This window comes from Rhizobium sp. N122, assembly GCF_002211295.1.
In the GTDB taxonomy this organism is placed as follows: domain Bacteria; phylum Pseudomonadota; class Alphaproteobacteria; order Rhizobiales; family Rhizobiaceae; genus Rhizobium.
This window is the reverse complement of the sequence record NZ_LOKU01000012.1, coordinates 230,626-245,088: the sequence shown is the minus strand read 5'-3', so window position 1 is coordinate 245,088 and position 14,463 is coordinate 230,626. Positions and strand designations below refer to the sequence as shown.

Genomic DNA, 14,463 nt, shown 5'->3' with positions numbered 1-14,463 from the left:
TCTAAATGCGCTGAAACACCGTGTTCGAGACCTGCTTCAAAGGCAGATCGAAGCCGGTGATCGATTCGGAATGGCCGATGAACATATAGCCGCCCTTCGCCAGGCAGCCGCAGAGACGGTTGAGCACGCCGGCCTGAGTCTGCTTGTCGAAGTAGATTAGCACGTTGCGGCAGAAAATGACGTGCATCGGCTCGCCGATCAGGTATTTCTCGTCCATCAGGTTCATGCGGGCAAAACCGATCCTGCTGCGCAGTTTCGGCGTGATGCGCACCTCCCGCCGATCCGGCCGCTTGGCCGTCAGCACGTATTTGCGTTGCAGGTCGCGCGGCACCGGCGCAATGAGATCTTCCGGATAGATGCCCCGGCGCGCGGTCTGCAACACGTCGGTGGAAAGATCGGTCGCCAGCACGCTGTAGGAGAGGTCGTTGCGACCTTCGGTGAATTCCGCCAGCACCATCGCCATCGTATAGGGTTCGGCTCCCGTCGAGCAGGCCGAACTCCAGGTGCGAATGGTGCGAACGCCGCTGCCGGCGATCGCCGGCAGCGCCACGCTCTGCATGTAGTCGAAATGCTTGGCTTCGCGGAAGAAGTCAGTCTTGTTGGTCGTCACCACGTCGATCAGGTAGACGCTTTCCTGGGCAAGCCCGTCTTGATTGAACAGGAAGTCGCAATAATCGTCGAAGGTCGAATGGTTGGTTGCGCGAAGGCGGCGCCTCAGCCGCCCCTCGAGCATCGTCAGCTTGGTCGGCGGCATCTTGATGCCGCTATAGTCATAGATGAACCGGGCAAGCTTTTCGAAATTGCGCTTGCTGATCCGGTCGCCCGGCAATTGGGTTTCCACCGCTGCTGCCATACTCATGAGACGCACTACTCCGGGTTGGCGCGCGGTCAGGCCGCCGATTGCAATGCAGAGGCGTCCTCGCGCGACAGCAGCCGCGCGAGATCGATGATGACGACGAAGCCGTTTTCACGGCGAACGACGCCGGCAATATAGTCCGAACGCCAGCGCACGCCGATGTCGGGCGCCGCCTCGATCTGCTCGCGCCGGAACGGCGTGACCTCGAAGACGCGGTCGGCGACGAGCCCAAGGGTCAGGAGCCGGCTTTCCATCGGCACGTCGAGCACCAGCACCCGCGTATGCGGTGTCGGCTCGGTCTTCGTCATACCGAGCTTCAACCGAAGATCGATCGTCGGCACGCCCTGCCCGCGCACATCGCGCAGGCCGAGCAAATAGTCGGGACCATTCGGAATCTTGAAAGCTTCGGCATAGTCGAGGATTTCCCGTACCACCTCAACCGGCACGGCGAAAATCTCCTCGCCGAGGCTGAAGGTCACGAATTGCGCTTCCAGAGATGTCGTGGCCATGATCATGCGCTTTCCTTGAATTCGGCGTCGCCATCATCGGGACCGCCCATGGAGAGATCGAGAGCGAAGCCCTTTGCTCGCGCCTGCTGACCGGCGACGCTGTTGGCGGCGAGCTTCCTGCCGCCGAGGCTGCGGCTTGTGACGGGCGCCGAGCTGCGAACGGTCACCCGGGCGGCCGGCGTGCGGGATTGGCGATCGCCGGCCGTATCGACCTTGAAGAAGGCGATGGAAGCCTGCAGTTCTTCGGCCTGGCTGGCAAGCTCTTCCGAGGTCGCCGACATCTGCTCGGAGGCACCGGCATTCTGTTGCGTCACCCGATCGAGCTGCTGGATCGCTTCGTTGATCTGGCCGGCACCAATATCCTGCTCGCGGCAGGCAGCGCTGATCTCAGAAACCAGCTCGGCCGTCTTGCGGATATCCGGCACCAGGCGGCCGAGCATGTCGCCGGCGTCCTGGGCGGCCTTGACAGTATCGCCCGACATCAAGCTGATTTCGGCGGCCGCCGACTGGCTGCGTTCGGCAAGCTTGCGCACTTCCGAAGCGACCACAGCAAACCCCTTGCCGTGTTCACCGGCGCGTGCTGCTTCCACAGCCGCGTTGAGTGCCAGCAGGTCGGTCTGGCGGGCGATCTCCTGGACGATGCTGATCTTCTCGGCGATGGTCCGCATCGCCTGCACGGCGCGCGACACCGCTTCGCCGCTCATCTCCGCGTCCTTGGCCGACTGGCGGGCAATCTTTTCGGTCTGCGCGGCGTTGTCGGCGTTCTGCTTGATGTTGGCGGCCATCTCTTCCATCGAGGCGGAAGCCTCTTCGGCCGAAGCCGCCTGTTCGCTGGCGCCTTGCGATACCTGCTCGGAGCTCGAAGACAGTTCCTGGCTGCCGGCCGAAACATTTTCCGCGGCCGTGATCGCATCGGCGACGACGCCACGCAGGCGCTCGACCATCTGCTCGAGCGCTATGCCGAGCATGTCCTTGTCCGAAAGCGGCTTCGGAGACACCGTCAGGTCGCCGTCGGGATCCGCGCGGCGATGTCGGCGGTAACGCGAAGATTATCCGTCATGGTGTTAATCATGTTGACCAGATCCTTGATCTCGTCATTGCTCTTGATCTCAACCTTCTGGTTCAGGTCGCCGATGGCGACAGCGCTGGCGACATTCATGATCTTGCGCAGGCCGCTGTTGACGCCGAGCGCGATCCACAGAGCAGCGGCAAAAGCGATGACGGACGCCCCGATTGCAATGCCGATCAACAGGTTCTTCGTCGAACTATAAAGAACGTCGGTGTCGTTATCGGCTTGCGCCATCGACTTCTGCTGGAGCGCGACGAGTTTTCCAAAAACGTCCTCCATTTCCACGACGAGGGCGCGGACCTCCCCCGAGGAAAGCGCCACGGCGCCTGCCCTGTCGCCGCTCTCCTGCGCGGAGGCGACTTTGTTGGAACCTTGATCGAAGCGTTTGGCCAGCTCGACCAGCCTGTCCCAATTGGGCCTGCCCTCAGCAGTTGCGAGCTGCTGGCCGCTTGTCACGAGGGTGAGCATTTCATCCACGCTTTTCGCCGAATTCTGATAGTCCTTCCTGGCGATTTCGGGATCCATTTCCAGAAGGGCGTTCTTCTGCCAGCGGACGGCGTCGAGCTCGGCGGTTTGCGCTTCCAGAGCCAGCTCCAGCCTTTTTGCAGGACCGGAGATAAGGTCACTGACAGCATCGTTCAGCGAGCTGAGGCTGATGATCCCATAAACCGCGCTGCCCACCAGCAACAATATAACAAAGCCGAATGCAGCCGCGAGTTTGAGTTTGATCGTAATACGCATCTCAATATTCCTCTCAGAGAGCGAAGCAATAAATATGGTCCAAGTATCGCGGCATCATGCAGCAAATAAATTCCATCCGGCGAAAGCCGATGGCAGAAATGAATAAGCTTCGATATCGCTTCCCCGAGCGCCGAAAGCCTGCGTCGCGGGCCGGGCCAGCCGGCCCACGACAGTTGCGAAGGGGAATGCCTAAGCTTCCCCCAGGAAGCGTTCACGCGCTCTCCCGAAACTCGTCATCCACGGTGTCGGGACCACCCATCGACATGTCGAGGGCAAAGCCCTTCACGCGGGCCTGTTGGCCGACGACCGTATTGGCCGGTGACTTGGTGGCCGGCTTGCGCGGCGTGGCCTGAGGCCGGCTGCGGGCGGTGGCTTTTGCCGCCGGCGCGCGCTCACGGCGTCCGCCCGCCATGTCGACCTTGAAGAAGGCGATCGAGGTCTGCAGTTCTTCGGCCTGTGCAGCGAGTTCTTCCGAGGTCGCAGACATCTGCTCGGATGCGCCGGCATTCTGCTGCGTTACCTTGTCGAGCTGCTGGATCGCTTCATTGATCTGGGCAGCGCCGATATCCTGTTCGCGGCAGGCCGCGCTAATCTCGGAAACCAGTTCGGCCGTCTTCCGAATATCCGGCACCAGTCGACCGAGCATTTCGCCCGCTTCCTGGGCAGCCGTCACGGTATCGCTCGACATCGAGCTGATTTCGGCAGCAGCCGATTGGCTGCGTTCGGCAAGCTTGCGCACTTCCGAAGCGACCACCGCAAAGCCCTTGCCATGCTCGCCGGCACGGGCCGCTTCGACAGCGGCGTTCAAAGCCAGCAGATCGGTTTGACGCGCGATTTCCTGAACGATGCCGATTTTCTGGGCGATCGTGCGCATGGCATCGACGGCGCGTGTCACCGCATCGCCACTGGCTTCCGCATCCTTGGCCGACTGGCGGGCGATCTTTTCGGTCTGAGCGGCGTTGTCGGCGTTCTGCTTGATATTGGAAGCCATCTCTTCCATCGAGGCGGAGGCCTCCTCTGCCGAAGCCGCCTGTTCGGTGGCACCCTGCGATACCTGCTCGGAGCTTGCCGACAATTCCTGGCTACCGGCCGAAACATTTTCCGCAGCCGAGATCGCGTCGGCGACGACGCCGCGCAGCCGCTCGACCATCTGCTCCAGGGCAATACCCAGCGCATCCTTGTCGGAAAGCGGCTTCGGAGACACCGTCAGGTCGCCGTTGGCGATCTGGTCGGCGATTCCGGCGGTGGTTCTGAGGTTGGATATCATGCTCTGCATCGCGATGCCGAGTGTATCCTTGTCCGAGCGCGGCTTGGCATCGGTGCTGAGGTCGCCCGTGGCGATCTGGTCGGCAAGGGCCGCCGTGGCGCGCAGATTGGCGGTCATGGTATTGACCGTATTGATCAAATCCTTGATCTCGTCATTGGTTCTGACATCGACCTTCTGGTTGAGGTCGCCGAGTGCGACGGCGTTTGCGACGGTTGTGATCTTCCTGAGGCCGGTGTTGATTCCGAGCGTTATCCACAATGCGGCGCCGAGCGCGACGAGCACGGCGATGCCGGAAGCGATAGTGAGGATCAGCTTGGTCGAGTTATAGAGCTCGGTATTGGCGTGGTCCGTCGCCTGCATTCCCTTGCGCTGGATCTCGGTAAGGGCAGCGATAGCTCCACCCATTTCGTCGGTCATCGTCCTGAGGTCGCCGAGTGAAAGCGCCAGTGCACCGGATTTGTCGCCCCTGGCGTCGAGTTGCTGCAGCTCGGCGGATTTCTCACGGAATTTCCCGCCGATCGTCCGCAGCTTTTCCCAATGCGGCTTGCCTTCCGGCAAAGCAATCGCAAGACCGGCATCGACGGCATCGAACATCGCCTGCAATTTCTGGTCGGCCTCCTTATAGAAGCCGGCGGCCGCCTCGGGATCCGTGGAAAGCAGAGCGTTCTTCTGAGCGCGGATGGCGTCGACTTCGGCAATATTGGCGTTCAGCGCCAGTTCCAGGCGGCGCACGGAGCCGTCGATCATGGCGCCGCTCGCCTCGTTCAAGGTGCCGAGACTGAAGCTTCCATACGCCGCGATGCCGATCAGCAGCAGCGTCATGATGCCGAAGGCAAGACCCAGTTTGAGTTTGATGGTGAAACGCATGCGATACCCCCGATTTGCGGTCAAAACGAATGGAGAGAGACATGTCCCCCTGGCGGGACGTCGAGCTTGGAAGGATGGGTCTGAAAGGGGAAAACGACTCATTCGCCTCCCGGTGGCCGACATCGATCGATCGCAGCACCAACGCCTACACGCGTTGGGGGTATTCCCTCCTCGGGTCGCCGGAGCAACCCGAGGGATCACATGGGCGAAGGCGCTTACGCGCTTTCCCCAAGGGGAGCGCTTACGCGCTCTCCTTGAAGTCGTCGTCGCCGGCGTCAGGACCGCCCATCGACATGTCGAGAGCGAAGCCCTTGAGACGCTGCTGCTGGGCCGAAATCGTCTGGCCGTAGGCCTGCGGGGCGGGTTTGCGGACGGCGGCCGAGGGATGCAGGCCCTTGGCCGGAGTTTTCGGCTGTGCCTTGCTGACGCCGGACCGCGCGCTGCCTGCCGTATCGACCCTGAAGAAGGCGATCGACGCCTGCAGTTCTTCGGCCTGCGAGGCGAGTTCTTCCGAGGTCGCAGACATCTGCTCGGAGGCACCGGCATTCTGTTGCGTCACCTTGTCGAGCTGCTGGATCGCTTCGTTGATCTGCGAGGCGCCGATATCCTGCTCGCGGCAGGCGGCGCTGATCTCCGAAACCAGCTCGGCGGTCTTACGGATATCCGGTACCAGGCGGCCGAGCATGTCGCCGGCATCGGCTGCGGCCTTGACGGTATCGCCCGACATGGCGCTGATTTCGGCAGCAGCCGACTGGCTGCGTTCGGCAAGCTTGCGCACCTCCGAAGCGACCACCGCAAAGCCCTTGCCATGCTCACCGGCACGGGCGGCTTCGACGGCGGCGTTGAGGGCGAGAAGGTCGGTCTGGCGGGCGATCTCCTGAACGATGCCGATTTTCTGGGCGATCGTGCGCATGGCGTCGACGGCGCGCGTCACCGCTTCACCGCTCATCTCCGCGTCCTTGGCCGACTGGCGGGCGATCTTTTCGGTCTGTGCGGCGTTGTCGGCATTCTGCTTGATGTTGGCGGCCATCTGCTCCATCGAGGCGGAAGCCTCTTCGGCCGAAGCCGCCTGTTCGCTGGCGCCCTGCGACACCTGCTCGGAGCTTGCCGAAAGCTCCTGGCTGCCGGACGAGACGTTGTCGGCAGCCGACAACGCATCGGCGACGACGCCGCGCAGGCGTTCGATCATGATGTTGACGTTGCCGAGAAGCTCGCCGATTTCGTCGCGGCTGGTGATATCGGCCATCTTCGTCAGATCGCCTTCCGACACTTCGCGAACCACGATATTGGCTCGGCTAAGGCCCTTGCTGATCGTGCTGGCGATCCAGAAGGCGGTAATCGCCGCAACCAGCAGGGCAATGGCGGCCACTGCCATCATCATCGTGCGTGTGGTCGCATACTGCGCGTCGGCGCTTTCGTCCGCAGCCTTCATGCGCTGCTTTTCGAGAGCCAGGATTTCGCCGAGCGTCGCGTCGATATCGTTGGCAGCCGCCCGGGCTGATGTGACGGAGACTGTATTTGCGCCTTCGGCGTTCCCGGCTTTCACAAAGTCGCGGATCTGGTCGTCGGCTGCATTGAAGGCCTTGGAAAGTTCCGCGATGCGCGCCCAGCGAACCTTGCCTTCTTCAGTTGCCAGCGTCAGCACGTGGCCAAAGGCATCGGCAAAGTCTTTGCGGGCCTGATTGCCCTTGGCGATTGCACCGGCCGTCTCCTCGGGGGTGCGGGCAGTCAGCAGGTTCTTCTGCTGACGGATGGCCTCGAGCTGGGCAATGTTGATTTGCTGCGCGAGGTCGAGACGGGCTGCCGGACCGGCAAGCAGATTGCCGATCGTGTCGTTCAGCGATCCAAGGCTGACGATGCCGTAGGCAGCGGTGCCCATCAGCATGAGGATGATGAAGGTGAACGCGGTCACCAGTTTTGTCTTGATTGTCAATCGCATCGGTTTAACCCCCAACCTGAACTCAGCCGACGTCAGCTGGCGGCCCCCGCCGCGTCGTGCTTCGATGAAAAAATTGCCTGAAGATTGGGGAGAATGATGAACTCTCCGCCCCTCTTCACCAGGCAGTTGATGTAGTCGGCGCGCCAGCGCATGCCGATGCTCGGCGGCGCCTCGCTCGCCGACTTTGCCAGTGTCGTCACCTCGTTCACCTTGTCGGTTCTGAGGCCGACGAGCGTCTGCTCGCCCTGCAGATCGATCTCGATGACGATGATGCGGCTGTCGATCGTCGCCTCTGCCGCCTCCATCCCGAAAGCGAGACGCAGATCGGCGAGCGGAATGACCTTGCCGCGGAAGTTGATGACGCTGGCGACGAAAGGCTGGCTGCCCGGCACGGCGGTCTCCGGAAGCAGATCCAGGATTTCCTGGACGATGACCGCTTCCAGCGCGAAAGTTTCGCCGTTGAGATCGAAAGTCAGGACCTCGACTTCCTCGGCATAGCTCCAGTGATTGTCAAATCGTGCTGCCGTTGCTGCTGTTGCGCTCATCCTGTTACCCGCAATTGCGCCTCCTGGTGCTGACCCGCGGCAACCAGGTGCCCGACGTCGAGAATGAGGGCGACGCTGCCGTCGCCGAGAATGGTCGCGCCGGAAAAGGTCGCGACGTTATTGTGCAGTTTCGACATCGACTTGATGACCGTCTGGTGGTCGCCGATGATCTGGTCGACGACGAGGCCGACACGCTCGGTACCTGTGGAGATGACGACGACCTTCTGATGGACGTCGGGCTTGGTGCCGGTGCGGAAGAGATCGCGCAGGCGCAAAAACGGCACCAGGCTGTCGCGCAGCGAGATGAAGCTGCGGCCGCGCGAGCGGAGATCTTCCTCGAGCGACAGTTCGAGGCATTCCTCGACCGCCGAGAGCGGAATGACGTAGCGGCCGGAACCGACACGCACCAGCAGGCCGTCGATGATGGCAAGCGTCAGCGGTATGCGCAGCGACACTTCCGAACCCTGTCCCGGCACGCTGACGACATCGATCGCGCCGCGAAGCGCTTCGACCGTTTTCTTGACCACGTCCATGCCAACGCCGCGCCCTGACAGATTGGTGATCGCTGCAGCCGTCGAGAAGCCAGGAGCGAAGATCAGCTGCAGCAGCTCGGAATCGGAAAGAGGCTGGCCGGGATGAATAAGGCCGGAGGATTCCGCCTTGGCGCGAACCCGTTCGCGATTGATGCCGCGACCGTCGTCCTTGATCGAGATAATCACCTCGCCGCCGGCCTGGCGGGCCGAAAGGATCACCGTGCCGGCTTCCGTCTTGCCGGCGGCAAGGCGGTCGGCAGGCATCTCGAGACCATGATCGATCGAATTGCGCACCAGATGCACCAGCGGATCGGCCAGCCGTTCGATGACTGTTTTATCGACTTCGGTGGTCTCGCCCTCCATCACCAGCTCGATCACCTTGCCCGTCTCGCGAGCGAGATCGTGAACGAGGCGGCGGAAGCGGGAAAAGAGGGTAGCGACCGGCACCATGCGCAGCACCATCATCGTGTCGCGCAATTCGCCGGAGAGACGTTCGATTTCCTCCGAGACGGAGCGCAGCGCAATATCGGCGCTGGCGCTGGCGAGCTGGCTGAGACGCGATTGGGCGATGACGAGCTCGCCGACCCGGTCCATCAGCTCGTCGAGACGCTCGGCCGGAACGCGGACATTCTCGGCCGACTTCGCCTGGCTGGCGGCGGCGGGCGCCTCGCGCCGGACCGGGACCGCCTCGACCGCGCGAAACTCCGGAACGGCAGCTGGCGGAACGGCCATCGATACGGGGGCGGCCGGTGCGGCTGCGACCTTCTCCACGGTCGGAGCCGCGGTTGCCGCGCCGTCGATCTCTTCGACGCTGAGCTCCATATCGTCGAGCACGAAGATGAAGACGTCGTCGATCGCCGAGCGATCCTGCTCGCTGGTCAGCATCACCTCCCAGGAAATGTGGAGTTCCGTCGGCGTGAGTTCACCGAGCGGCGGGATGGCCGCAGTGTTGGCGCGCACGGTGCATTCGCCGAGATCGCGCAGCTCGTCCAGCAGGCCGAGCGGGTTGGTGCCGTTGGCCATCGAATTGGCCGGCAGGCTGAAGCGGATGCGCCAGCTGTTTTTCTTCTTCGCCGAGACCTCCCGTACGATCGCGGGCGCGACAACAGCAGCCGGTGCGGCAACAGGCGCCGCCTTGCCGCCGACGGCAGCCTGCAGCTGCGCCAGAAGCTTGCTGCCGGTATCGCCGTGATTGGCGTCCGGCTGGTCGACCAGGGCACGCATATGGTCCCGGGCGGCAAGAACGGCGGCGACGAGTTCGCTGGTCGCCGCGACCTCGCCCTTGCGGACGCGGTCGAAAGCGGTTTCACAATGATGGGTAAAAGCGGCGAGCGCCTCGAAGCCGAACATCGCGCCGGAGCCCTTGAGCGTGTGGAGCCCGCGGAACACGGCGTCGACGAGATCCTTGTTGTCGAGTTGGTGAGTGAGGTCGAGAAGACCGGCCTCGATCGCTTCAAGGCATTCGGCGGCCTCCATGCGGAACACGGCAACGGGATCGAGCGTGCTCATCGTCCGAGAACCTTCTTCACGATCTTCACCAGATTTTCCGGATCGAACGGCTTGGTCAGCCAACCCGTAGCACCCGCGGCCTTGGCCCGCGCCTTGAGATCGGCGTCCGATTCCGTCGTCAGGAAGATGATCGGAACGCCAGCCTGCCCAGGCAGTTTCCGCAGTTCCTCGATCATCGTCAGCCCGTCCATCACCGGCATGTTGAGATCGGTCACGATCAGATCGAAGCTGCTGCTCTTGGCCGTCGCCAGGCCCTCGGCCCCATCGGCGGCCTCGGTGACGCTGTAACCGGCATTGGTGAGTGTGACCTTGGTGGTCAGGCGGATGCTGGCAGAATCGTCAACGGTCAGGATGTTTGCACTCATAACTTTATACCTCTTTATGCAACCAGAACTTGGAATCTTCTCGATCGAAGGAGTCGACGAAACCCGCGCGCTCAAGTACCTTCAGGACCGAGCCGCTGGCAGGCGTAGAAAGTTTGAATGTCTTCCCCTCAGCTTTTGCTTGGCGGCGCGAGGACTCGATGAGTTGAACGAAACTCAGATCCGCTTCCGCACTTTCTGGAATGCTAATTGTGATTGTATCTTTGGCGCGAATTGCGTCAGTAAACTTTGAATATAGTTCGGATACCGTGCGAATACTCAGCGTTTCTGGCAAATTTATAGATTCGTAATATTGCTTAGGAGTATCCAATGCAGCCCCCTCGGCCGGAGAAATACTTGACGACCTTTAAAGGACTCTCACGGCAGCGTTAATGCGGGGTAAACAGCGGTTGTATGAAACTGTCGTATAACGAGTCCTGGGACTCCCAATTTCTCATCCGGAATAAGTTGTATCTTTTTCTCAAAAATTAGAAACAAATAAAATAAAAGCAATATGTTAAGCAACATTAACCAGATGCTAGATTTGGGCCGGCGCCCCATTCACATCTTTCGTTAATCACAACGCTGACGAGTCTGGCGCGTTTACCGGACGTTTCCATCCTGCCCGTAGAAATAGTGTCAAATAAGCCTGGGTTTAAGAAAAGGTACAAATGTTGGCACACGCTCTGGTATCGCCGATCGCTGCAGCCTACACATCCGGACGGGACATCGGCCGGACCCTGGAATCGGCGCGCAGCCGGGTCGAGGAACGTTTTCTTGAAGGCGGCACCGTGCTGCTCTCGGTGATGGATGTTCTCAACCGATTGTTGAATTCTCTGGAGAGTGTCACCGCAGCGCTCGACAATGGGGAATCGAGCGATACCGGCGCCGATCTCCGTGCCACGGTTCAGAGCCTGACGGCGCTGCCGGTCACCGAAGAAAATCGCCAGCAGGCACTCCTCTCGCTGGCGCAGACCGGCAGGGACCTACGCAAACACGTCTCCGACATGCAGGAGACGATGCGTTATCTCAGAACTTTCGCCGTGACCGTGAAGATCACCGGCGCCGGCATTGCCGAATTCGCCGGCTTCGCACAGGAGATCCTGGAGCGAATCTATTCCGGCACCGATGAGGTCAACCGTTTCGCCACGCATCTCGACAGTCTCGACAAGGAGGTCAAACTCGCCGCCTCCTTCGGCGCCAGTGTCTCCAAGGGTTACGCCGATACCGTTCCGGCCGTCGCCGCCGCCCTGCGCGACGATGCCGCCAAGATTGCCGAACACCGCAAGCATCTCGGCGTCATCGCCCGTGAGGTCGGCGCAATCGCACGCGGCGTCCAGAGCAAGGTCGCCTCGACGCTCTCGGCCCTGCAGATCGGCGACATCACCCGCCAGCGCATCGAGCATGTGCAGGCGACCCTTTCGCTGCTTGAGGATTTCTTTGCCGGCGAAGAGAGCGCCAAGCTCGATGCCGGCGCGCGCAAGCGTCTCCAGAACGTCGTTCACCACCTGACGGCAGCGCAGATGAGCGACATGTGCGCCAATTTCCAGCGAGAATCGGAAAACGTCGTCACGACGATTGCCAGTTTCGACCACGACATGCGGGAGATCCTCAAGCTGCGTGACCAGATGAGCGGAGCGAGCGGCGAATCCGGCAGCAATTTCATGCGCGCGCTGGAATCCAGCGTTTCGGCCGCCCACGAAATCGTCCAGCAGGTCGATACGGCAAGCCGGCAGGCCGACCAGGTGAGCCAGTCGACGATCGGCACGGCCGCCAAGCTTTCCGAATCGATCGCCAATATCCGTGCTGTCAAGACCGACATCCACTATATGGCTTTGAACACCAACCTGCGCTGCAGCCGTCTCGGCGAGGAAGGCAGGTCGATCAACGTCGTCACGGCCGAGCTGCGCATTTTCGCCGGCAAGCTCGACGAATCCGCCGATGCTATCGTCACCGGCCTGCCGGTGCTCGAAGCCGCTGCCGGACGCATCGCCCCCGCCGCCGATGCCGGCGGCCTGGGAGAGAGTCTGACGTCAGCCGTCGGCAACATCCACTCCGCAGCCGACGTCATGGAAAACGAGCTGAAGGTGCTGGCCGAGAACGGTCGCGAGGTCGCCGCCAAGATCGGCCTGCTGATCGGCAAGCTCGATTTCCAGCGCGATCTCGGCGAAGTCTTTGCCCGCTGCGCCGATGTGCTTGATGAGGCGGCCGGCACCGAGGTCGCCGATATCTCCGATCTCACCGAGGTGATAGCGCCGCTCGACCGCAAGATCTTCAAGCACTATACAATGGTTCAGGAGCGCAGCATTCATCGCGACATTATCCCGGCGAGCGAGGACAGCGCTCCTGCCCCTGCGGCCGCCGAACCCGCCAAAGTCGAAAGCGACGAGGATCTTTTCGCCGACGCGCTGTTTTAGAGCCGCTCCGCGGGGACGCGTGGCGCTATAATTTATCGCCGCCGGAACTTGTTGGCGGCCTCGATCGCCGCTTTCTGCTGATCGTCCTCGATGCCGAGATAGAAATCTTCGAGCGACGGGTCGGCGAGGCCGGCCCGGCGCGACAGGACGTACCATTTCGCCGCCTCGACCGGATCGGGCGCCGTGCCGATGGCGTTGATATAAAGATGGGCGAGCTTGTTCTGTGCCGCGACGTTGCCGCCATTGGCGGCAAGTTTCAGCCATTCGAAGCCTTTGACATAATCCTTCGGCCCGCCGACGCCGTTGACGAGCCAGATGCCGAGATCGAGCTGGGCCGTGTCGAAACCGGCGCGCGCCGCACGTACCATCCACTCGCGGGCAAGCTGCTTCTTTTCCTCGGGCAGGTCCTTCAGCGTCGCGTAGAGCTGCGCCACGGCGTATTGCGAATCGGCAATGCCTTGCTCGGCCGATTTCTCGTAGAATGGCAGCGCGAGCTTCAATCCCTTCTCGCCGGGATTATCGGCGATGAGTAGCTGCGCCCAGTTGAATTCCGCCGAAGGATTGCCGGCCTCGGCGGCCTTGCGCATGTATTCGTCGGCCTTGACCTTGTCGCGCGGCACGCCCTCGCCTTCCATCAGGATCAGGGCATATTTGAACATTGCCGCCGCATCGCCGCCTTCGGCCGCCTTGCCGTACCAGAAGGCGGCATTCTTCACGTCCTTCTTGACGCCAAGCCCCTGCGAGAGGATTTCGCCAATCAGCGTCTGCGCCGCTGCATCGCCGAGCTGGGCGCGCGGCAGCGCCTTGTCCATCGCCGTCAGGTAATAACCGCGCTGGAAGGCGCCGTAGGCCTCGTCGACAGGTCCCTTGTAGTCCTTCTCCGGCGGCAGGTCCGGCAGCTTCGCACCCATGCGGTCGAACACGCCGACACCATCGGAGGGCCGCACATCGGGGCTGGAGGGCCGGTCGGTGCGGAAGGTCGAAGCCGGCGCCGAACCCGGCTGGCTGATGACGCTGTCGCTGGCCTGCGCCAAGACGACACCCGGCATGGCCGCAACGAGGGCGGCCATGCTGGCAAGGGTAAATTTCAACAGGCGGGCGGTCGGGATCGGCATGAGCGGGATTTCAATCCTCAAACCGTGGCGCTTTTTCGTCAAGCAAGGCGTTGACTTCAGCGACGATAGACGGCGCGCGGCTGGGCTCGCCGAACACCGCCAGCCGCAACGCCACGAATTCCGCTCCGGCCTCGGCGACGGCGAGCGCCGAGGCCGGATCGGTGCCGCCCATGACGATGCAGGGAATCTCGATCATCGACGCCCACCATTCGCCGAGCGCCAGGTTCTTCGGATGCGCCTCCGGCTTGATATCGCCGTCGAGCTTGCCGAAGAAGATATAGTCGGGCCTGACTTCGCCGATCTCGAGCGCATTGTGCCGGTCGGCTGCGTTGCCGCCGCCGACGATCAGCTTCGGCGCATGTTTTTCGATCGCTTCGGAAAGTGCCTCGGCATTGCCGGAAAGGTGCAGGCCATCGGCCTTTGACCGCCCCGCCACGCGGCTGTCGCCCGCAATCAGCGCGGCCGCCCCGGCATCCTGGATCAGCGGCACCAGCTTTTCGGCGTGTTTCTGGAAGACCCCGTCGTCGAGCCCGTATTGCGGCACGATCACCGAGGCGACATCGCCGCCCTTCAGCGCATCGGCAACGATCCTTGCCTGTTCATCGGCATCGGCAATATCGGGTGCGATGAGCACAAGGCGGCAGCGGTTTTCAGGTTCGGTCATCAGGTCTTTCCGTTTCCTGCGATTTCCCCGTTGAGATCAGGGATCCGCACTCGTTTTGTGTGAGTAGTTC

The 14,463-nt window shown here is 62.0% G+C and carries 11 protein-coding genes and 1 pseudogene; 1 reads left to right on the top strand and 11 read right to left on the bottom strand.

All coding sequences use genetic code 11. The features are described from left to right. Position 1: 1 nt before the first annotated feature. From ATY75_RS11500 to ATY75_RS11460, 9 genes and pseudogenes are all read right to left on the bottom strand, one after another. The gene (locus tag ATY75_RS11500; RefSeq protein WP_088937630.1) at positions 2-859 is read right to left on the bottom strand and encodes a CheR family methyltransferase; all 858 of its coding nucleotides are present in this window, start codon (positions 857-859) and stop codon (positions 2-4) included. Between the two features lie 29 nt (positions 860-888). Continuing rightward, a complete protein-coding gene (locus ATY75_RS11495) occupies positions 889-1,371 on the bottom strand; it encodes a chemotaxis protein CheW (protein WP_171899804.1) in 483 nt (160 codons plus the stop codon). Continuing rightward, a pseudogene (locus tag ATY75_RS11490) lies at positions 1,368-3,175 on the bottom strand (methyl-accepting chemotaxis protein). Before ATY75_RS11490 ends, ATY75_RS11495 begins: the two are co-directional and overlap by 4 nt. 211 nt (positions 3,176-3,386) lie before the next feature. Further along, complete coding sequence (locus tag ATY75_RS11485) at positions 3,387-5,309, bottom strand: methyl-accepting chemotaxis protein (protein ID WP_088937629.1); 1,923 nt, start codon at positions 5,307-5,309, stop codon at positions 3,387-3,389. A 241-nt stretch (positions 5,310-5,550) separates the two neighbouring features. Beyond that, positions 5,551-7,248 (bottom strand): methyl-accepting chemotaxis protein, encoded by a 1,698-nt coding sequence (locus ATY75_RS11480; protein WP_088937628.1) that lies wholly within the window; start codon positions 7,246-7,248, stop codon positions 5,551-5,553. Positions 7,249-7,280: 32 nt separating this feature from the next. Beyond that, on the bottom strand, positions 7,281-7,793 hold the full coding sequence (locus ATY75_RS11475; protein WP_064840651.1) for a chemotaxis protein CheW: 513 nt from the start codon (positions 7,791-7,793) through the stop codon (positions 7,281-7,283). Further along, positions 7,790-9,835 carry a chemotaxis protein CheA gene (locus ATY75_RS11470; protein WP_088937627.1) on the bottom strand — a complete coding sequence of 682 codons (2,046 nt, stop codon included), beginning with the start codon at positions 9,833-9,835 and terminating at the stop codon, positions 7,790-7,792. Before ATY75_RS11470 ends, ATY75_RS11475 begins: the two co-directional genes overlap by 4 nt. Then, entirely contained in the window at positions 9,832-10,200 is a 369-nt protein-coding gene (locus ATY75_RS11465) for a response regulator (RefSeq protein WP_064840653.1), read from the bottom strand. Before ATY75_RS11465 ends, ATY75_RS11470 begins: the two co-directional genes overlap by 4 nt. Positions 10,201-10,204: 4 nt before the next feature. Then, entirely contained in the window at positions 10,205-10,528 is a 324-nt protein-coding gene (locus tag ATY75_RS11460) for an STAS domain-containing protein (protein WP_088937626.1), read from the bottom strand. Between the two features lie 343 nt (positions 10,529-10,871). Here ATY75_RS11460 and ATY75_RS11455 point away from each other — a divergent pair, with 343 nt between their 5' ends. Beyond that, on the top strand, positions 10,872-12,614 hold the full coding sequence (locus tag ATY75_RS11455) for a chemotaxis protein (RefSeq protein ID WP_190241348.1): 1,743 nt from the start codon (positions 10,872-10,874) through the stop codon (positions 12,612-12,614). Between the two features lie 32 nt (positions 12,615-12,646). Here the strand turns inward: ATY75_RS11455 and ATY75_RS11450 are convergent, their stop codons facing one another. Together ATY75_RS11450 and ATY75_RS11445 are read right to left on the bottom strand one after the other, a co-directional pair. Beyond that, entirely contained in the window at positions 12,647-13,729 is a 1,083-nt protein-coding gene (locus ATY75_RS11450) for a tetratricopeptide repeat protein (RefSeq protein ID WP_088937624.1), read from the bottom strand. A 10-nt stretch (positions 13,730-13,739) separates the two neighbouring features. Then, positions 13,740-14,393 (bottom strand): thiamine phosphate synthase, encoded by a 654-nt coding sequence (locus ATY75_RS11445; RefSeq protein WP_064840657.1) that lies wholly within the window; start codon positions 14,391-14,393, stop codon positions 13,740-13,742. Positions 14,394-14,463 lie beyond the last annotated feature (70 nt).

Coding starts and splice junctions, on each gene's coding strand:
- ATY75_RS11500 (WP_088937630.1), bottom strand. CDS start 859: ATGAGTATGGCAGCAGCGGTGGAAACCCAATTGCCGGGCGACCGGATC.
- ATY75_RS11495 (WP_171899804.1), bottom strand. CDS start 1,371: ATGATCATGGCCACGACATCTCTGGAAGCGCAATTCGTGACCTTCAGC.
- ATY75_RS11485 (WP_088937629.1), bottom strand. CDS start 5,309: ATGCGTTTCACCATCAAACTCAAACTGGGTCTTGCCTTCGGCATCATG.
- ATY75_RS11480 (WP_088937628.1), bottom strand. CDS start 7,248: ATGCGATTGACAATCAAGACAAAACTGGTGACCGCGTTCACCTTCATC.
- ATY75_RS11475 (WP_064840651.1), bottom strand. CDS start 7,793: ATGAGCGCAACAGCAGCAACGGCAGCACGATTTGACAATCACTGGAGC.
- ATY75_RS11470 (WP_088937627.1), bottom strand. CDS start 9,835: ATGAGCACGCTCGATCCCGTTGCCGTGTTCCGCATGGAGGCCGCCGAA.
- ATY75_RS11465 (WP_064840653.1), bottom strand. CDS start 10,200: ATGAGTGCAAACATCCTGACCGTTGACGATTCTGCCAGCATCCGCCTG.
- ATY75_RS11450 (WP_088937624.1), bottom strand. CDS start 13,729: ATGCCGATCCCGACCGCCCGCCTGTTGAAATTTACCCTTGCCAGCATG.
- ATY75_RS11445 (WP_064840657.1), bottom strand. CDS start 14,393: ATGACCGAACCTGAAAACCGCTGCCGCCTTGTGCTCATCGCACCCGAT.